This window comes from Mesorhizobium xinjiangense (genome assembly GCF_009749525.1).
Classification (GTDB): domain Bacteria; phylum Pseudomonadota; class Alphaproteobacteria; order Rhizobiales; family Rhizobiaceae; genus Mangrovimarina; species Mangrovimarina xinjiangensis.
The window spans coordinates 50,734-70,659 of sequence record NZ_WOAC01000005.1 but is presented as its reverse complement, the minus strand read 5'-3'; the positions used below and the strand labels follow the sequence as shown (position 1 = coordinate 70,659).

The following is a 19,926-nucleotide window of genomic DNA, read 5'->3' as shown; positions in this document are numbered from 1 at the left end:
TTCTAGCGCATGTCTCTGAAATAGGGTTGCGCAAGTGCAGCCGGCGCGGCCATGGCGCGGCGCATCTTCTGCCACGCCAGCACAGGCACGATGATGAATGCGACTGTGCCGAGATAGGGCAGCATGGAGAGGAAGGCCGGCGCCACCGGCCAGCCGCGCGCCTGGCCGATAAAGCCGAGCGCCGTGATGAGACCGAATAGCAGCCCTGACAGCGTCGCCATGATCGGGCGGTATCCGGCGAAGATCACCAGCGCCACCGCGATCCAGCCGCGCCCTGCGACGACCCCGTCCGACCAGGAGGGGACGAAGGCGAGCGTGAGATAGGCGCCCGCCCCGGCTCCCAGTGCCGAACCGATCGTCACGTATGAAAAGCGGAACAGGTTGACCGGAATGCCGGCCGCATCGGCGGCGGCCGGGTTCTCCCCGACTGCGCGCATGTTGAGCCCGTGCCGGGTGGAAAACATCAGGTAGCTGAAGAAGATCGGCAGGACGAGGTAGATCAGGTAGACGAGGATATTCTGCGAAAAGAAGGCCGGCCCGATGATCGGAATGCTGCTGAGCAGCGGAACTTGCACCGGCTCGAACGTGACCGGCGCCGGCATGCCCGAATAGTTGCGCCCGATCGTTGCCGCCAGGCCGGTGCCGGTGAGGGTCAGCGCCAGACCGCACAGGACCTGGTTGGCCCGCAAGAACACGGTTGCGAGGGCGAAGACCATGCCGAACAGCGCGCCCACGGCAAGTGCGGCGAGGAAGCCCAGCATGGGCGACGGCACGGCGGTAACGGTGGCAATGCCCGTCACCGCGCCCAGCGCCATCAATCCTTCGACCCCAAGATTGACCACCCCTACCCTCTCGGCGAGCACCTCGCCGAGTGCGGCCAGCGCGAGCACACCGCCAGCCAGAAATGCAGTCGTCAAAAGTCCCGTCAGCACATCCATCGAATATGTAACCTCAAGCCCTTTCGCGCGTTACGCGGTAGTAGGACAACTCGTCGCCGATTGCCGTCAGGAACAGGATGAATCCAGTGATCGCGAGGACGACCGAGGTCGTCAGGCCCTGTGTCTGCAAAATGATCCCCGAATTCAGGATGAAGGCCATCAAGGCGCCGGAAAAGATCACACCGATCGGCGATCCGCGTGCCAGCACCGCGACCATGATGCCGAGATAGCCGAAGCTGTTCGAAATTCCGCCCTGCAGGCGATGCACCGTGCCGGCGATCTCCAACATGCCCGCGAGTCCGGCAATGCCGCCCGACAGGAGCATCACCGTGATCAGGTGCTTGCGCACCGGAATGCCGACATATCTTGCCGCCGACGGATTGGAGCCGACGAGGCGGACTTCATATCCCCATCTGGAATAGGCGAGCGCCGCGGCGACCAGGATCGCCAGCCCTATCGCGATCGGAAAGCCCCAATGCACGATGCCCCAGAAGGACGGCACCTCGGCGGATAGCGGCGGCGTGGCCGAGTTCGCCATGCCGCTGCGGTCGCGCCACGGCCCTGTCGACACATAATAGACGAGCAGGGTGGCGACAAAGTTGAGCAGCAGCGTCGTGATCAGTTCGTTGACGTTGGCATAGGCCCGCGCCAGCGTCGGCACCAGGATCCAGACCATGCCGCCGACAAAGCCGGCGCCGAACATCAAGATGAGTACCATCCATTGCGGACCCGGTACGAACAGCCCCACCGCCGAGGCGGCGAAGGCGCCTGCATAGAACTGGCCTTCGGCGCCGATGTTCCAGATGCCGATCTGTTGGCCGACCGCCACGGCGAGCCCCGTAAGGATCAACGGTATGACCAGAACGCACAGGTCCTCAATGCCGAAGCTGGATCCGAATGAAGCCGAAATCACGCGTCCGCCAAGTTCGAACGGATTCATGCCGCTAATCGCGACGCCGACGCCGGCAACGAGCAGCGCAATCAGAATGGCTGCCGCACGGGCCGCAAAGGCGATGCCGGGGTGTGCCGAGGGAAGTCGCTGCAGGCGCAAGGAACCGAGTTGCATCAAGCGGCCGCCTTCTTCTTCTTTCGCCCGCCCATCAGCAGACCGATTTCCTCGATGTCGGGATTGTCGTTCTGGACGATGCCCATGATCCTGCCTTCGTAGAACACCGCGATGCGATCGGAGAGATTGAGCAATTCCTCCAGTTCCTCCGAGATCAGCACGACACCGGCGCCGGCGTCGCGCAATTCGACGATATAGCGCAGCATGGTGTTGATCGCGCCGACATCGAGCCCGCGGCTCGGATAGGCGGCGACGAGCACCTTGTCGGCAATGCGCATTTCGCGCCTTGCCACGAGCCGTTGCTGGTTCCCGCCCGACAGATTGCGCACGGGCATGCCGAAATCGGGGATCGCCACGTCGGCCGCCCTGGCTATGTCCACCGCCAGCAACTGCGCGGCACGGGGATTGTAGCCCCCACCGGAGGAGACCGGCGGCCGCGCATATTCGCGCATCACGGCGTTCACGGTAATGCTCATCGCCGGCGCGAGGCCGCTGTTCAGACGATCCTCGGGAATGTGGCCGATGCCGAGCGCCGCAAAGTCCGCTGCATTGGCACCGTTCAGCGTCTCTCCTCCAACGACGACCTGGCCAGACGATGCCCGACGCACACCGGTCAGGACCTGGCTGAGCTCGCGCTGGCCATTGCCGGCAACGCCTGCGATGCCGAGTATTTCGCCGGCGCGAAGCTCGAGGCTAACCTCGTCGAGGAGGCGCCCTCCCCCGCCGTCGACGACACTGACCTTGTCGAGGACGAGGACGGGCTCCCTGGAGACGGGCGCCGCTCCCGGGGCCCGCGTGCGCATGTCGGCCAGCACGATCTCGCGGCCTACCATCAGATTGGCCAGCATGTGCGGATCGCATTCCGCGGTCTGTTTGGTGGCGATCTTGCGGCCGCCGCGCAGGATCGAGATGCGATCGGAAATCTCCATCACCTCGTCAAGCTTGTGGCTGATGAAGATGACCGCGTTGCCGCCGGAGACGAATTCGCGCAGCGCAAGGAACAGTTCGCGTGCCTCGGCAGGCGTCAGCACCGCGGTCGGCTCATCGAGAATGAGAAGTCGGGCCTGGCGCGCCAGGACCCGCAGGATCTCGACACGTTGCTGCTCGCCAGTCGAAAGATCGCTGACGACGGCACCGGGCCGAACCTGCAGATTGAATTTTTCTGCCAGTTCGGCCGTGCGGCCCTCAAGCACTGCAGCCGACGCGCGCCTCGGCGTATCGCTCCAGCCAAGATGGATGTTCTCCGCCACCGTGAAGGCCTGAACCAGCTTGAAATGCTGGTGCACCATACCGATTCCGGCACCGATCGCCTGCAAGGGCGTCGCAAAGGTGCGCTGATAGCCGTCGATGATGATTTCGCCCGCATCCGCCTGGTAGATGCCGGTAAGGATGTTCATCAGGGTGGATTTGCCGGCCCCGTTCTCACCCAGCAAGGCGTGGATTTCGCCCGGCATGACCTCCAGATCGACATCCTCATTGGCGACGACGCCAGGGAAATACTTGGCTACCCCCTGCAACTGGATGATCGGCGCGGCCCCGGCTGGGGGAACGAACCTGTTTTCGGTTTCTTTCATCAGCACGTCAGTGACACCAGATCATCGCGGTGGGAGATTGCGGGAAGCCGGGCAGCAGGCTGCGCCGCCCGGCAATTGTCCGCGCCAGTTCAGCCTTCGAGACCGGTCACGCCGTCGACCGACCAGTCCCAGTTGTAGAGTTCCATCTCCGTCATTTTCTGGCCCTCCTCGACACGAACCTTTCCGTCCTTGTCCTTCAGTTCGCCGACGAAGGGCGACCAGCCATCGACGATCTTCTGACGCACCTCGTCTGCTGCCTTGCCGACTTCCTTGGGCACGTTCTGGCCCCATGTATCGCGGTCGACACCGCCACCCATCGGGAACAGATATTCGCCCGGCGTCCAGGTGCCTGCCAGACGCTTGCCGACCTGATCGACGTAGAAATCCTTGAAGTCGATGATGACCGAGGAAACATAGGAATTCGGGCCGTATCGGCGAATGTCGGTGTTCCACATCGCAGCCCAGACGCCGCGCTTTTCGGCAACCTGGAGGTAGCCGGCCTCGTCCATGATGCCGAACAGGAAGTCGCAGCCGTTGTCGATCAGGGCCGTTCCGGCCTGGGTAGCGGCCTGCGGGTCGAACCAGGAGTTGATGACAATGGTCTGCAACGTCGCTTCGGGATTGACCGTGCGCGCGCCCATCAGGAACGCGTTGGTCGATGCATAAACGGACGCGACCGGGAAGGATGCGACATAGCCGAGCTTGCCGGTCTTCGAAAGATAACCTGCGGCGACACCGATCACATAGGTGGGATACCAGTGAGCCAGGTAGTACCAGCCGAGATTGTCCATCCCCAGATGGCCATTGCACTCCATGAACGCCACCTCGGGAGCGCGCTTGACGACCTGGTGCAGGAAATCGCCGGTCGAGGACGTATCGAAGATCATGTTGGCGCCTTCGGAGACGAACTGCCGATAGGTGCGCGTCGCGTCGGCCGAATAGGGCACGTTCTCGACTTCGAGGATATTGGCGAGTTTCGGATAGGCCTCCTTGACGGCCAGCAGGCCCTGATGGTGCGCCCATGTCCAGCCCTCGTCGGTGATCGGGCCGACGTGACCGAAACCGATGACGGCCTCTTCCTCGGCGATCGCCGGAAGGGGCTCAGCCGCACGCGCCGGCTTGATCAATCCCTGCGGCAGAAGCAGAGATGTCCCCGCCGCAGCGCTCAAGTTGAGAAAACCGCGCCGCGAGAGATTTCGAATGTTGTACATATTCAGTTCCCCTTCTTCTCCGATGCACCCGTATGGCGGCCGAATGGATGACAGCCGGCGCCGGGCCGAATGATCGCCAGGACAAACGGAGCATGATCCGTGCCAGTTGACTGATCAGCCGCAACCGCTCGACCCTGACGCTCGGCGGGTATGCTGCAGGCACCCAGATCGGCTCCACCATTGCCGCACAAGTCATGGGTGAGATCGGCCCGAACCGAAACGATGCTCGTCGAATAGGGGGCGTTTCGCCCAATCCGCCGGTTTGCTTCCAACAATCAGAAGGGACCGTTCCAAAATTGGGTTGTTCTGAATAGTGCGAACTTGCCGACCATGATGATGCATTGATCACAACACTTGACTCGCCAAAAAAATCAGCACTATCAACGCAGGACGATAGATTTGCCCAATTATGGAGCCGTGCTCATTTTATGTGCATAGGCCTTCAAAACGGGCGGCAGCATTTTGGTGCCGGAAGGAGAAGGCGTGAATCGCGAGAGCGTCATATTCAAGTTCAGCGGCAGGCTCGACGCCGACAGTTTCATCGCCTTCGCCCGCCATCGCGCCACCAGGCTCGATCTGCCCCTGGCAGTTCTGACGTCAGACAACGGTCAGGTCGCCCTCGCCGTGGGTGGCCAGCCGGACCTTGTCGACGCCTTCGACATGGCATGCAGCCTTGGCCCGAATGATTGCATCGTGCTCGACGTCGAGCGGGAGCCGGCGCCCGAGGCGCTTCTTGAATCCAGAAACGAGGGGATGGGACAATGAGTTTTCGAGGCTGGTATCCGCTGGCGCTCAGCCGCGACATCGCGCCGGGAACCTCCACCGGCACACGCGTGCATGGAAGCGAATTCGTGATCTGGCGCGACGACAAGGGTGGGGCCCATGTCTGGGAAGACCGCTGCCCGCATCGTGGCATGAAGTTGAGCTTCGGCTTCGTGCGCGGCGATCATATCGCCTGCCTCTATCACGGCTGGCAATACGATACGGCGGGCCAGTGCCGCTACATTCCCGCACATCCAGATCTGACCGTGCCAAAGACCATCAAGGTGCCGCGGTTTTCCGTCGCCGAGGCGGGCGGCGTCATCTGGGGCTGTTTCAGCGAGGAGGACGACGATGCGCCGCCGGCGCCGAAACTGCCGGTCGCGGCCGCCGCACTGAGGAGTATTTTCGCCGATTGCCCGGCGCCGTTGCTGGTCGAGCGTGTCGGTTTGCTCGATGTCGAGGGCCTCACGCCGGACGTTTCGACGATCGACGATCGGATTCTGGAGGTCAGGCTCGGCGGCAACACCCTGATCGCCTGTGTCCAACCCGTCGCCGACAAGGAGTCGGCACTTCACATCGTCGCCATGGAGGAATTGGACGCCGCGCAGATGAAGCCGCTCGCGCTTTGGGCCGAGGAGCTTCGCCGCGACGCCGAATCTTTCGCCCGGAAAGCCGCTATCAGGGAGATCGCGGCATGAGCGCGCTGACACTCTACAACTACGATCTCGACGAAAATTGCTACAAGGTCCGCCTGCTCCTTTCCTGTCTCGGCGCCGAGGTCGGTCAGGTGGCGGTCGACGTCTTCCCGGGTCGCGAAAACCTGTCCGCGCCGATGCGCGCCATGAGCCCGTCAGGCACCCTGCCGATCCTCAAGCAGGACGACTTCGTTCTTCATGAAGCAGAAGCGATACTGTCCTTCCTCGCGCGTCGCGATCCGGATCGCCGCTTCCTTCCCGACGACCCGGCATCGTTCGGTCGTGTCATGATGTGGCTCACATTCTCGACACGCGAACTCGATGCCGCAGTCCATGCCCGCGCCACCGCCATGATGGACGCGCCCGGCGACATCGAAGCCCTGCGCACGGCGGCCCGCGACGCATTGCGCATCATGGACGATCACATGACGCGCCAGCATTTCGAAGGGCTTGACTATTTTGCCGGTCCGCAGCCGACAATCGCCGACATCGCGCTTTTCCCGTCGTTTGCGCTCAGCCGCGATTACAACATCGACCACGATCACTTCCCCGCCCTGCGGCGCTGGGCGCGCGCGATCAGAAAGCTCGACGGCTTCATCACCATGCCAGGTATTCCCGACTATCACTGAGAAAGACCCATCATGCGAAAGATCAACCGCTTTTCCGTCGCTGCGCTGTCCACCATGACCCGGCGGCTTGCCGACGTCGCATCGGGCCGCAGCGAGCCGGATCTGGTCATTACCGGCGCCCGGGCCCTGTCCACCTATTCGGAACGGATCCTGGACGGAAGGGAGATCTGGATTTCCGGCGGACGCATCGCCGCGATGAAGTCCGCCGGGACCTACAAAGGCGCATCGCCTCGTTATGACGCCGCCGGCGCCATCCTCGCACCCGGGCTCGTCGACCCGCACATTCACATCGAGTCGTCCATGGTCACGGCCTGCGCCTACGCCGAAGCGGCGTTGCTCAACGGCACCACGACGATCTTTTGTGACAGCCACGAGATCGGCAACGTCATGGATGTCGCGGGCGTCGAGGCAATGCTCGAAGATGCCCGCCAGGCGCCGCTTTCGATCTTCCTCACCGTGCCCAGCACCGTGCCGGCGACATCGCCCGAACTGGAAACGGCCGGCGGCGATCTGACGCCGGAAAAGATCGCCGCATTGTTCGACAAGTGGCCGGAAGCCGTGGCGCTTGGCGAAAAGATGGACTTCGTGCCTGTCGCGATGGGCGACGAGCGCAGCCACGCCATCATCGCGGCGGCACTGGAGCGCGGACGCCCCGTCTCCGGTCACGTCTACGGGAGGGAATTCGTCGCAGCCTATGCCGCCGCCGGCGTAACCGATACGCATGAGGCGATCGATCGCGAAATTGCCGACGATCTGCTTGAGGCGGGCATCTGGCTGTTCCTGCGCGGCGGCCCGCCGACTACGCCCTGGCACAGCCTGCCCGAAGCAATCAAGACGATCACCGAACTGGGCGCGTCGCACAAACGCATCGCGGTTTGCACCGACGATCGCGACGCCGACGACCTGCTGGTGTTCGGCCTCGACTGGGTGACCCGCGAGGCGATCCGCGCCGGCATGAAGCCCGAGCAGGCCTGGTCGATGGGTTCGCTGCACGGCGCGACACGCTTCGGCATGGGCGAAGAGATCGGCGGGCTCGGCGGCGGTCGTCGTGCCGACCTGGTGCTGCTCGACGACGACCTGAAACCGGTAAACACCTGGTACGGCGGTGAACTTGTCGTCGAGGACCGCAAGATAACACCGATTCTCGACGCGGCCCTGTCGGAGCCCTATCGCTACCCGGCCGCAGCCTATTCAACGGTGAAGCTGCCGCAAGAGGTCAAGCTCGTTCCCGACCTGCCGACGCAAAAGGTCCTCGCCCACGCGATCCGCACCGAACTTCCCGGCATCACCCTGCCACACGAGAAGATCGTGCTCGAACCGGCCAATGACTGGCAGGATCATTTCGACCGTCACGGTCTGTGTTTCGTGACCGTCGTCGAACGACACGGCAAATCGGCAGGCAATGTGGCACACGGCCTGCTGAGCAATTTCAACCTGAAGCGTGGCGCCGTTGCCTCTTCGGTCGGCCATGACAGCCACAACGTCATCATCGCCGGCACCAACGAGGCCGACATGCGCGTGGCGCTCGACGCCATCGCGCAAAACCAGGGGGGCGTCTGCATCGTCATGGACTGCAAGGTTACCGCGATGGTCGCCCTGCCGGTCGCCGGACTGCTGTCCGACAAACGGGTCCATGAGGTTGCAGAAGAGGTCAAGGCGCTGAAGGTGGAGTGGGAAAAGGCCGGCTGCACGATCCCCTATATGGGCTTCAACCTGATCCCGCTGTCGGTCATTCCCGAGATCAGGATAACCGACAAGGGCCTGGTCCTTGTGCCGGAGATGGAAACCGTACCGTTTCTAGAGACCGTCTGATGGATCCCTATCGGCTCGGGCTGATCGCAACCAGGGCGCATTATTTCCAGCTTGTCGCGCGTCTCGGCTCGATCCGGCAGGCTTCCAAAGCGTTGAATGTCGCTCCCTCGTCCATCAGTCGCGTGATCAAGCAACTGGAGGAAGAGCTGGACACGCCGTTGTTCGAACGGGTGCGCCAGCGGTTGCGGCTGACCAGCGCCGGCGAGTTGCTGCTTTACCATGTGCGCGAAAGCTATGTGGACCTCAACCGCGCCGTTACCGAGATCAACGATCTGAGCGGATTGCGTCGCGGCACCGTGACTGTGGCCGTCATCGAGAGCGTCGCGCGCGGTATTCTGCCCGATGCGCTCGAGGAATTCTGGCAACGCCACCCTGAGATAACAGTGGACACGAAGGTGACAAGTTCCCAAGAGGCGGTCAATGCGGTCAGCGAGGGAAGTTGCGACCTGGCGATCGCGTTCGACGTGCGCGTGCCGCGAAATGCCCGCCGCCTCGCCTCCATCGCCGTACCGCTCGGCGTCATCGTTCCGCCCGACAGCCACCTTGCCGAGCGCGAGGAACTGCGACCGTTCGAAATATCGGGAGAACGCATCATCCTATCCGACACCAGCCTGTCGCTTGCCATGTCGGTCGATGAGCTGTTCGCCGGATCGATGGTCGAGATTCTGCGGCGTGCCCGCACCAATTCAATTGGCCTGATGATCGATCTGGCCAAGCGCGGACAGGGCAGCATCCTGCAAACGAGGGTCGGCGTCGAGAGGGAAACGAGAAGCGGAGAGCTGCGCTTCATCCCGCTGCGCGATCCAAAACTTCAGCCCCGCCGCCTGATGCTGATGTCGCGCTCCAAAGGTGAAATCTCCGAGGCCGCATCGGCATTCGCCACGAGCCTTTCACAACGCTTCGAACAACTGAAGGCGTAACCCGCCGCCAGGACGCAGTTGATGCTTCCTGCGCAACATCTTCCTCAAAGATTTCCATCTATCCGAAACAAGTATGGCTTGCCAGTATCATTCATGGCTCGCACAGGCGGCAACAGAACGAAGATAAGCCACTGAACCAGAGAGATATTTTCGTCCGCCTCCGAAGCTGTGCGACGAGCTGTGACCGGAGAGACAACAATGAAGCAAAGCGCCGTTGACGCGGTGATCAGAGGCCTGAAGCGCGCCGGGGTCAGCATTGTCTGTTACCTGCCGGATTCCCTGTTCAAGGAGCTCTATCCGGCACTCGATGCCGATCCTGATATCCGCACGATAAGGGTAACGAACGAGGGCGAAGGAGCCGCAATCTGCGGCGGCGTGTTCCTGTCGGGCAAGCGCGCAGCATTGGTGATGGAAAACTCCGGCCTGCGCGCCTCCATCGAACCGCTGGCCCGCATGGGACTCGGCGCCGGCATACCGGTCGTAATGCTGATGAGCTATCGCGGCGAGCTCGGCGAGAACAACTGGTGGGCCATTCCACACGGCTACACCATGGAACCTCTGCTCAATGCGCTGCGCGTCCCCTACCGGGTCGTGCGCGAAGAAGAGATGATCGAGCAGTCGATCGTCGACGCCTATGAGTGGTCCTACAACGCCTACTATCACTCGGCCGTGGCGCTGGGAGGGAGCGTGGTACGATGAAACGCTTTGATTGCATGACCGCGCTTGCAAAGCATCTCGAGGATGAACTGGTCATCCTCTCACTCGGTGCCAGCGTCGACGAATGGTACAACGCCGCTCCCCACATGCGCGAGGCCAGCCTGTTCCAGCAGCAGCTCGGCTGCGTCACGCCGCAGGCCTTCGGCCTCGCTGCGGGCCTGCCCCATCGGCGCATCGTCTCGCTGGATACCGATGGCGGGATGATGTTCAATCTCGGCATCCTCGCCACGCTAGGCAATGAACGGCCGAATAACCTCTTCGTCATCGTGTGGGACAACGAGTGCTACCAGTCGATTGGCGGCCCGCCGACCCACACGGCTTCCGGACGTGTCGATATCGCGGCCATGGCCCGCGGTGCCGGTGTCGAGAAGGCCTTCACCGTCCGCACGCTCGAGGAATTCGAGGCCCATTGCGAATCGGGTTTGGCCGCCGACGAGCCCTATGTGGTGGTCGCCAAGGTTGCCGGCACGGTGCAGCCCGACATCCGGCGCAAACATTCCGATGGCCGCGAAGACAAATACATCTTCGTGCGCCACGTGGAAAAGACCGAAGACATCGTGATCATGGGTCCGAGCGAGCACAATTGACCGCCATGCCAACCGCCGCCAGCATCCCCGACAAGCCGCTCGAAAAGGCCTACGACTACATTGTCGTCGGCGCCGGGTCCGGCGGGTGTGCGGTCGTGCGCCGCCTGATTGAAGGAACAGATGCCACGGTCTTGCTGATCGAAGCCGGACAGGCGGGCATCGCCGTTGCCGAGATCGACGATCCGACGCAATGGGTGGGGCTCGGCCGCGGCGGCTTCGACTGGGGCTACGAATACGCTCCCTCACCAACGGTCAATGACCGCGTCATCGGTATTCCGCGCGGCCGGGTTCTTGGCGGATCGAGCGCGATCAACGCAATGCTTTGGTATCGCGGCAATCGGCTCGACTACGACGCCTGGGAAGAAGCCGGCGCCACCGGCTGGTGCTTTGAGGATGTACTGCCCTACTTCAGGCGCTGCGAGGATTGGGAAGGCGGCGAAAGCGCGTATCGCGGCGCCGACGGTCCGCTGAAGATCAGTACCAGCCCGAACCTGCATCCGGTCGCTGCCGCCTTGCTGGGCGGCGCCGCCGAAATCGGCATCCCCGTCATCGACGATCCCAACGGCGAAACGAACGAGGGGGCGGCTCCGTCCAATCTGAACGTCTTTGACGGAATGCGGTGGAGTTCTGCAACGGGCTACCTCTATCCAATTCTCGGCAATGAGTGTCTGACGGTCCTCACAGCATCGCTCTCGACCTCGCTGGTCATCGAGAACGGCCGCTGCGTCGGCGTGCGGCACGTTTTCGACGGCCGCGCGACCGAGACGCGGGCCAACTGCGAGGTGGTGCTTGCTGCTGGCGCGATCGACACGCCGCGCCTGCTGATGCTGTCAGGAATTGGTGACGCGAAAGAACTCCGCCGGCTCGGCATTTCCATCCTTCACGATCTGCCCGGGGTTGGCCAGAACCTGCAGGACCATCCGCTCGTCCAGGCATGCGTTTTTCGAGCGGACGGTCCGCTCGGCCCGGTGCGCGACAATGGCGGCGGCACGATGCTGAACTGGAAGTCGCGCGCCGACGCCGACCGGCCCGATCTGCACGCATTTTCCGTGCAGGGCAACAGCGCGGTGCAAAGCCTGCGCGAACGCTACGACACATCCGGAACGGTTTTTTCCATCGGCTTCGGACTGATGCATTCGAAGAGCGTCGGCCACCTGAAAATGCTCTCGGCGGCCCCGCTCGGACCACTCGAGATCCAGCCGAACTTCCTTACCGAACGATCCGACATGGAAGCCATGGTCGCAGGCTTCCACACGATCATGGACTTGGCGGGAACGACCGCCTTTCGCGGTCTGAATGCCGGCGCGGTTGCCCCTGATCGTGTGCTGAACGACGCCGAGGTGGAAGATTTCGTCCGCACCGGCTGCAGCACCTTCTTCCACCCCTGCGGCACCTGCAAGATGGGCGGCGATCCAATGGCCGTCACCGATCCGCGCCTGCGTGTGCACGGCATAGACGGACTTCGCATCGCCGATGCTTCGGTCATCCCGGTCATTCCGACCTGCAACACCCACGCACCGGTCACGATGATCGGCGAGCGCGCATCCGACTTTCTGATGGAGGATTCATGAGCGAGGTCGAACTCATTCTCGCCGGCGGTCATCTCCTGACCATGGACGCTGGCAATTCCGTTGTCGTGGACGGCGCGGTCGCCGTCGGTGGCGGCGGCCGGATCCTCTCTGTTGGAACACGCGGGGACCTGACGTGCCAGCACCCCGAAGCCAGGCTGAAGCATCTGCCGGACACCGTGTTGATGCCGGGTCTCGTCAATGCCCACTGCCACTCCGGCTTCCTGCGCGGCACCGCCGAGCATCTGCCGGTCTGGGACTGGCTGACGCTGCACATCAACCCGATGCACCGTATGCTGCAGAGCCATGAGGCGAAGGCGGCATCGATGCTTTGCTATGCAGAGTCAGTTCTCGGCGGCACGACAACCGTGGTCGATATGTGGCGGTACATGGAAGGCAGCGCCGAGGCGGCACAGGCCATCGGCAACCGTCTCGTCGCCGTGCCCTATGTCGGGGAGCATCCCGACTATGACTATTTCGACACTCTCAACATGAATGAGCGCCTGATCGAGGACTGGCATCGCAAAGCCGATGGCCGCATCAATGTCTGGGTAGGTTTGGAACATCTCTTCTATGCCGACGAAGCGGGCCAGAGGCGCGCCATCGAACTGGCGAAGAAGCATGATACCGGCTTCCATACCCATTGCAGCGAAGCCCGGATCGAGATCGCCGAATTCAACCGGCGGTACGGCAGGAAGCCGATGACTGTCCTCGACGATCTAGGCTTCTTCGAGACGCCACGCACCATGATCGCCCATGCAGTTTGGCTCGATGAATCGGAAGTCGAACTGATTGCCGGCCGGCCCGTTTCGGTTGCCCACAACCCTGTTTCCAACATGAAGCTCGCCAGCGGGATCGCGCCGATTTCCGACATGTTGGCGGCTGGCGTCCCCGTCGGCATCGGCACGGACGGGGAAAAGGAGAACAACAATTTCGACATGTTCGAGGAAATGAAGGTCACCTCCCTCCTCGGCAAGCTGAAAGATCGCGACGCCGCGGCCATGGATAGCTGGGACGTCCTGCGCATGGCGACCATTGGCGGCGCCAGGGCCATCGGCCTGGATCAGGAGATCGGGTCGATCGAACCGGGCAAGCGTGCGGACATCATTGCCGTTCGCACGAACACGCCGCGCATGACGCCGCTGTTCGACTCCGGCCCCTGGTTCAATCTTCAACACAATCTCGTTCATGCGGTGCGCGGGTCGGATGTCGCGTTGACCATGATCGACGGGAAGGTCGTGGTGGAGGACGGTGACCTAAAGACCGCCGATCTCCGCGAAATCATTGACGAGATCCACGCCGTGGCGCCGCCGCTTTTCGAGCGCCGGGCGGCGTAGCTGGGCGACAACGAATCCGTCCAGTGGACCGGACGGAACTGACGGAAGACCGGATGAAGACCGGAGGACCCTTATGACCAAGACAACCGACAAGGTCGCGCTCGATCAATGGTATGCCGTGGCGACGGTCAACGAGGTGAGCGTCCAGCCTGTCGTCACGCGGCTGCTAGGTCAGAACATCGAACTCGCGCGTCACGCCGATGGCGCGTTTATCGTGCGCGAGGTGCTGGACGACGGCGGGCGCGGCCCGGTCCTGCCCGTACGCGAAAAGCACGGCTGCCTCTGGACGACGCTCGGCGAGCCGCAACACGGCATTGTCGAAATCGAGGAAGCCAACGAACCGGACCGCCGCTTCGTCCCCTGCGGCTGGATCAAGATGCGGGCATCGGGCTTGCGCGTGGTCGAGAACTTTCTCGACATGGCGCACTTTCCCTTCGTGCATACCGATATCCTCGGGTCCGAGCCACACACCGAGGTGCCGCAATACAGGTCGGAGATCCGCCGTGACGTGGACGAGGTCTGGGCGACCAACTGCAGCTTCTTTCAACCCCAGATGACCACATCGCGCTCGGACGGCGAGTTCGCCCGGCTCACCTATCGCGTGCCCGCGCCCTTCGTCGTCATGCTCTACCGGGCATGCCCGTCCGCCCCCGACCGGCTGGACGCAATCGCGCTTCTCATTCAGCCAATCGAGGAGGATCTGTGCCGGGCGATCCCGGTCATGTATCTGCTCGACGACAAGGCCTCGCTTACCGAACTGCGCCGTTTCGAACAGGTGATCTTCCTGCAGGACAGGATCATTGTCGAAAACCAACGTCCGCTGCTCATGCCGCTGGAACCGCGCGCGGAAACGCCTACCCGTGCCGACTCCTCATCGGTCGCCTATCGCCGCTGGCTGAAGGAGAAAGGCCTGCGCTTCGGCACCACCATGGCGACACGATAGGTGGGCCGATGCGTATCCTGAAGCCCGATACGCCTTCTCAAGCTTTGGCGATGCTGTCGGAAGCCGGGCCCGACGGGCGCTGTTCGGCCGGCTCCACGGCGCTTCAGGCCGAATGGTTTGCCGGCAAGGCTCAGCCGTCGGTGCTGGTCGATATCGCCCGGATCGAACGACTGGCCGGCATCACCGTCACCGACGACGGACTGTGTATAGGCGCGACCGAAACGCTGTCGGCCGTCATTTCATCGCCCGCCATTGCTGCCCGCTGCCCACTCCTGGCGGAAGCCGCGCGGCGCGTCGGCGCTGCGCCGATCCGCAATCGCGCGACGATCGGCGGCAATGTGGGATGGCGCAAGGGCTGCCTCCTGCCCGTGTTGATGGCGCTCGACGCCAGGCTCGAAATCATGACGCCGAGGGGCAGCGAAGGAATATCCCTTTCCGACTGGCTCTCCCAACCTGCGGAACCGTCTGTGATCATTGCGATCCTGTTGCCACCCCAGGTCGCCCGTGGCCGCTACGTCTACCGCAAGATCGGGTTGCGTGCGGCCTTTACGCCCAGCGCCATTGCCGTCTCCGGCGCAATCCTTGCCGATGCGGGCATCGTCTCGGCCCTGCGCATTGCCGTCGGCGGCGGGCCGGTACCGGCGGCACGGCTGACCGGCATCGAGACGCTCCTGGCGGGACAGGAACTTGATAAGATCGACTGGCCGGCGGTTCGCGATGCTATCCAAGCAGGAATTGCGGCACCCGACGACGCGTTTCGCAGCGCGCACTATCGCAAGCGCGCCGGCGCCAACGCCCTGGTCGGCATGCTGTCGGGAAAGCCAACCGAGATCCCGAAAGACAGACGTACGATCCGGCCTGCCCCTGTCGAGCCGCAGGATGAGTTCCGTCTGTCGCGCAAGGAAGGCGGCGAACGCTGGCACGTCCGGCCGGACCTGCCGGCGAAGATCGCCGGCTCGCTTCCTTACCTCACCGACGCAAGGCGCGACGATATGCTGGTCGGCGCGGTGCTGCGTCTCGACGAACCGCACGCGCGCATCCTCTCCCTCGACACCAGTTCGGCCGAAGCGCTGCCCGGCGTCAAAGCCGTCGTCACTCACCGCGATATCGCGGGAACGAACGCCTTCGGCATCGTGGTTCAGGACCAGCCGGCGCTCTGCGGCGAGAAGGTGCGCTATCTGGGCGATCCCGTTGCCGGCGTGGCGGCAACCGACTGCGAAACTGCGCTGAAGGCGCTCTCGCTGATCGAGGTCGAATACGAGCCGTTGCCGATTGTCGGCGATCCGATCTCTGCCCTCGACAGCAACGCAGAGCCGGTGCACACCAATGGCAACCTCGCGGCTTCGATCGAGCTGAAACGCGGCGACATCGACGCCGGATTTTCCGCCGCGGCCCACATCGTCGAAGACGTCTATGTCACACCGCGCCAGATGCATGGCTTCATGGAGACCGAGGGCGGCTACGCCGAACCCACGCCGGATGGCGGCCTGGCCATGTTTGCGGGCGGCCAGCACGGCGCGCGCGACAGGCTGCAGCTTGCGCGCATACTCGGCCTTCCTGAAGAGAAGATCCGTGTCGTGACCTCGCCGACCGGAGGCGCCTTCGGCGGCAAGGACGAACTGACGGTCCAGCCGGTTCTCGCCCTTCTGGCGCTCAAGGCGAAGGCACCGGTGCGCATGCAGTGGACCCGAGCCGAATCCGTTCTGGCCGGCACCAAGCGCAATCCGATGCGCATTCGCATGCGCACGGCCTGCGATGCCGACGGCATGCTGCTCGCTCAGGAGGTCGACCTCGTCGCCGACAGCGGCGCTTATGCCTCGCTGAGCCCGGGCGTGGTCGAAACCGCGATGGAGCATGCCTGCGGTCCTTATGTATCGCCCAGCGTCACGACGCACGCACGCCTCGCCTACACCAACAACGGCACCTGCGGCGCATTTCGAGGCTTCGGCGCGAACCAGATGACCTTCGCTATCGAGTGCCAGATGGACCGCCTTGCCGCCGCCTGCGGTCTCGATCCCGTAGAGATCCGCTGGCGCAATCTGCGCATGCCCGGCATGCCCGGATTTCTCGGACAACGCGTCGCGCCGTCGGAACGCCTGGCAGAGATGCTTGATGCGGCCGCCTCCAGCCCGCTTTGGGACGCGACCGGCGAGGCGGAACAGAACGAGGTTGTCGGCACGGGCATGGCGCTCAACTATCAGGGCAACGGTCTTGGCACGATCCCGCCAGACGCGGCGGCCGCTCGCCTGATGCTCGCCGCCGACGGCCGGATCGAGGCCCACTTCGGTCTCGACGAGATGGGTCAGGGCCTCATCCCCTCGATACAGGCGGCGGTCGCCGACAGGCTCGGCTGTGCGCGCGACGATATCCGTCCGGTCATCGCAGACACGGCGCTGACACCCGATTCCGGATCGACCACGGCATCGCGTGGCGGCTACGTGGTCTGGAAGGCGGCCGAACTCACCGTCCCCGCATTTGCCGAAAAGCTGCTCGCGACGGCAGCACGCCTCGTCGAGCGCGCCGCGAAGGACCTGAAGATCGTCCCGAACGGCATTGCCGATGCGGCAACCAACAGCCGCATACCCTTGCTCGACTTCGCCACACTGGCCGCGGCACTCGGCCCCGGCGAGCACATTGTCGAAGAAGCGGCATTCAAATTTCCGAAGTCCGACTACACCAATGGCAATGCCCGCTTCATCTTTGCCTTCGGTTCGACCGTCGCGCGCGTGGCGGTCGACTGCGCAACGGGCGAGGTCCGGGTGCTCGCTCTTGAACTCCATACCGCTGCCGGCCCGATCATCGATCTTGCGGCCTATCTCGGCCAGATGGAGGGCGGCCTGGTGCAGGGCCTCGGCCTTACCCTGAGCGAAGATGTCCTGATCGAGAACGGACGTTTCCTGACCGGCAATTTCGACACCTACTTCATGCCGACCGTCCGCGATGCCCCCGACAAGATGACCACATTTGCGCTGGAGGATCTCGACCCGGCGGACCCCTACGGTCCGCGTGGAGCCGGCGAAATCAGCATCGGCGCCGTCACTCCCGCGATCGCCAACGCGGTGGCTGATGCGATCGGCCGCTGGCCAACGGTCACGCCGTTTCGACCCGAGGCCATCCTCGAAGCCTGCGAGGCGGCCCGATGACCCATGTGGCGGCAAACGAAACCATCACCGTGCGCTTGCACCTGAACGGCGAGGAGTTGGAGGCAACGGTTCCCGCCGACGCTTCCCTGACAAGGCTGTTGCGTGACCGGCTGGGGCGCACCGAAACCAAGATCGGCTGCGAGGTCGGGCGTTGCGGCGCCTGCATGGTGCTGATGGACGGCCAAGCCGTCAATTCCTGCCTCATCATGGCATGGCGGGCCGACGGGGCAGAGATCGTCACTGCCGCCGGGCTCGACGAGCTTCCGGTGACGAAGACCGTGCGGCAGTCCCTTGCGGAAGAATCGGCGTTCCAGTGCGGCTATTGCGCGCCAGGCTTCGTCGTCTCACTCGTCGCGCTCCTCACGCAAAATCCGGACGCCGGGCGTGACGACATCTTGACCGCGCTGGAAGGCAATATCTGCCGCTGCACCGGCTACCATTCCATCCTGCGCGGCGCGCTTCTCGCCGCAGATCGTATCGGCCAACAGGCTCAGAAAATCCCATGACCCATCATGTTCCTCCTCATCAACCGAAGACACCGGGCGCCAACGCCTTACTGGCCGGCAAAGCAAAACGGCTGCTGATCGCCAACGTGTGGCGCACCGCCGCCGAGGGCGGCGCCTTCGCCACACATGACCCGGCCTCCGGCGCCCTGCTCGCGTATCTGGCCGAAGGAACCGCCAGCGATGCCGACATCGCAGTCGCGGCAGCTCGCGACGCGCTTGTCGATCCTGCCTGGCGCGACATGAAGCCCTCGGCCCGCGGACGGCTTCTGTGGAAGATCGCCGACCTGATCGAGGCGCATGCCGATGAACTCGCCGAACTCGAAACGCTCGATCAGGGCAAGTCCTGGGCGACCTCGCGGATGGCCGAGATTCCCGCATCGGCCGAGCAGTTCCGCTATTATGCCGGCTTCGCCAACAAGATCCTTGGTCAGACAATCCCGACATCGATCGGCTACCATCCACCGGGAAAAAAGCTGTTCGCCTACACCACGCGCGAGCCGGTGGGCGTGGTCGCAGCGATCACGCCGTGGAATTCGCCTCTTCTGATGGCGGCAATGAAACTGGCGCCGGCGCTGTGCGCCGGCTGCACCGTGGTACTGAAGCCGGCGGAGGAGACCTCCCTGACCGCATTGCGTCTCGGTGAACTCCTCGTCGAAGCAGGCCTGCCGGCCGGTGTCGTCAATATCGTGACCGGGTTCGGCTCGACGGTCGGCGCGCATCTTGCCGCGCACCCTGATGTCGACAAGGTCGCTTTTACCGGTTCAACGGAAGTCGGGCGGATGATCGTCGGTGCAGCGCAGGGAAATCTGAAGAAGCTGACGCTTGAACTCGGCGGAAAATCGCCAGCGATCGTCATGCCGGACGCCGATCTGCAACTTGCCCTTCCCGGCGTCGCGCGCGGCATCTTCGCCAATTCCGGACAGGTCTGCGTTGCCGGCTCGCGCGCCTATGTCCATTCGAGCATCCACGACGCCTTCGTCGAGAAACTGGCGCTCGAGGCGGGCAAACTGCGCCTCGGCCACGGCCTCGACCCGGAAACAGATCTTGGCCCGCTTGTGAGCTCCGCACAGGCGGCGCGCGTGGCGTCCTATGTCGATGAGGGCAAATCCTCCGGCGCAGTGATTGCCGCCGGCGGCGAACGTCTCGGCATCGACAGCGCCTTCTTTGCCCCGACCGTCGTCACGGCGGTACACCCCGAGATGCGCATGATGCGCGAGGAGATCTTCGGCCCGGTCATCGCCGTCACGCCCTTCGACGAGCCGGAGGAAGCACTCGTTCTTGCCAACGACACCAAATTTGGGCTCGCAGCCAGCGTCTGGACGCAAGACCTTTCCGCTGCGCACCGGCTTGCCGCCGGCGTTCGCGCCGGAACGGTCTGGATCAACTGCCATTCCTATTTTTCTCCGGAACTGCCGAAGGGCGGGCACAGGGAATCCGGCTGGGGCTACGAGAACGGACCGCAAGGGCTTGAAAATTATCTAGAAACGAAGGCGGTCTGCGCGGTCATCTGAACGCGCT

General features: G+C 63.5%; 17 protein-coding genes. 13 read left to right on the top strand and 4 right to left on the bottom strand.

Annotation, left to right across the window (positions count from 1 at the left end; genetic code table 11):
* Positions 1-2 precede the first annotated feature (2 nt).
* The 4 genes from GM909_RS07475 to GM909_RS07460 all read right to left on the bottom strand — a co-directional run bounded on the left by GM909_RS07475 (position 3) and on the right by GM909_RS07460 (position 4,789).
* Entirely contained in the window at positions 3-938 is a 936-nt protein-coding gene (locus tag GM909_RS07475; RefSeq protein WP_157015590.1) for an ABC transporter permease, read from the bottom strand.
* 13 nt (positions 939-951) lie between these two features.
* The gene (locus GM909_RS07470) at positions 952-2,004 is read right to left on the bottom strand and encodes an ABC transporter permease (protein WP_157015589.1); all 1,053 of its coding nucleotides are present in this window, start codon (positions 2,002-2,004) and stop codon (positions 952-954) included.
* On the bottom strand, positions 2,004-3,578 hold the full coding sequence (locus GM909_RS07465) for an ABC transporter ATP-binding protein (protein WP_157015588.1): 1,575 nt from the start codon (positions 3,576-3,578) through the stop codon (positions 2,004-2,006). The genes GM909_RS07470 and GM909_RS07465 overlap by 1 nt, the downstream gene beginning before the upstream one ends.
* An 89-nt stretch (positions 3,579-3,667) precedes the next feature.
* Positions 3,668-4,789, bottom strand: coding sequence for a BMP family ABC transporter substrate-binding protein (locus GM909_RS07460; RefSeq protein WP_157015587.1), 1,122 nt, complete (start codon positions 4,787-4,789; stop codon positions 3,668-3,670).
* 483 nt (positions 4,790-5,272) lie between these two features.
* Between GM909_RS07460 and GM909_RS07455 the strand changes: the two genes are divergently transcribed.
* From GM909_RS07455 to GM909_RS07395, 13 genes are all read left to right on the top strand, one after another.
* Complete coding sequence (locus GM909_RS07455) at positions 5,273-5,554, top strand: acylphosphatase (RefSeq protein ID WP_198174162.1); 282 nt, start codon at positions 5,273-5,275, stop codon at positions 5,552-5,554.
* Positions 5,551-6,249 carry a Rieske (2Fe-2S) protein gene (locus GM909_RS07450; RefSeq protein ID WP_157015586.1) on the top strand — a complete coding sequence of 233 codons (699 nt, stop codon included), beginning with the start codon at positions 5,551-5,553 and terminating at the stop codon, positions 6,247-6,249. Before GM909_RS07455 ends, GM909_RS07450 begins: the two co-directional genes overlap by 4 nt.
* Positions 6,246-6,875, top strand: a complete 630-nt coding sequence (locus GM909_RS07445) for a glutathione S-transferase family protein (protein WP_157015585.1) — start codon at positions 6,246-6,248, stop codon at positions 6,873-6,875. The genes GM909_RS07450 and GM909_RS07445 overlap by 4 nt, the downstream gene beginning before the upstream one ends.
* 12 nt (positions 6,876-6,887) lie before the next feature.
* On the top strand, positions 6,888-8,687 hold the full coding sequence (locus GM909_RS07440; RefSeq protein WP_157015584.1) for an adenine deaminase C-terminal domain-containing protein: 1,800 nt from the start codon (positions 6,888-6,890) through the stop codon (positions 8,685-8,687).
* The gene (locus tag GM909_RS07435) at positions 8,687-9,607 is read left to right on the top strand and encodes a LysR family transcriptional regulator (protein ID WP_157015583.1); all 921 of its coding nucleotides are present in this window, start codon (positions 8,687-8,689) and stop codon (positions 9,605-9,607) included. Before GM909_RS07440 ends, GM909_RS07435 begins: the two co-directional genes overlap by 1 nt.
* Positions 9,608-9,805: 198 nt before the next feature.
* Positions 9,806-10,306: a thiamine pyrophosphate-binding protein gene (locus GM909_RS07430; RefSeq protein WP_157015582.1), complete on the top strand. Its 501-nt coding sequence runs from the start codon at positions 9,806-9,808 to the stop codon at positions 10,304-10,306.
* Positions 10,303-10,911, top strand: a complete 609-nt coding sequence (locus GM909_RS07425; protein WP_157015581.1) for a thiamine pyrophosphate-dependent enzyme — start codon at positions 10,303-10,305, stop codon at positions 10,909-10,911. Before GM909_RS07430 ends, GM909_RS07425 begins: the two co-directional genes overlap by 4 nt.
* 5 nt (positions 10,912-10,916) lie before the next feature.
* The gene (locus GM909_RS07420) at positions 10,917-12,482 is read left to right on the top strand and encodes a GMC family oxidoreductase (protein ID WP_157015731.1); all 1,566 of its coding nucleotides are present in this window, start codon (positions 10,917-10,919) and stop codon (positions 12,480-12,482) included.
* A complete protein-coding gene (locus GM909_RS07415; RefSeq protein WP_157015580.1) occupies positions 12,479-13,816 on the top strand; it encodes an amidohydrolase family protein in 1,338 nt (445 codons plus the stop codon). Before GM909_RS07420 ends, GM909_RS07415 begins: the two co-directional genes overlap by 4 nt.
* A 73-nt stretch (positions 13,817-13,889) precedes the next feature.
* Positions 13,890-14,759 carry an aromatic ring-hydroxylating oxygenase subunit alpha gene (locus tag GM909_RS07410; protein ID WP_157015579.1) on the top strand — a complete coding sequence of 290 codons (870 nt, stop codon included), beginning with the start codon at positions 13,890-13,892 and terminating at the stop codon, positions 14,757-14,759.
* 8 nt (positions 14,760-14,767) lie between these two features.
* Positions 14,768-17,902: a molybdopterin cofactor-binding domain-containing protein gene (locus GM909_RS07405; RefSeq protein WP_157015578.1), complete on the top strand. Its 3,135-nt coding sequence runs from the start codon at positions 14,768-14,770 to the stop codon at positions 17,900-17,902.
* Entirely contained in the window at positions 17,899-18,408 is a 510-nt protein-coding gene (locus GM909_RS07400) for a (2Fe-2S)-binding protein (RefSeq protein WP_157015577.1), read from the top strand. The genes GM909_RS07405 and GM909_RS07400 overlap by 4 nt, the downstream gene beginning before the upstream one ends.
* Positions 18,405-19,919 carry an aldehyde dehydrogenase family protein gene (locus GM909_RS07395; protein WP_157015576.1) on the top strand — a complete coding sequence of 505 codons (1,515 nt, stop codon included), beginning with the start codon at positions 18,405-18,407 and terminating at the stop codon, positions 19,917-19,919. Before GM909_RS07400 ends, GM909_RS07395 begins: the two co-directional genes overlap by 4 nt.
* Positions 19,920-19,926 lie beyond the last annotated feature (7 nt).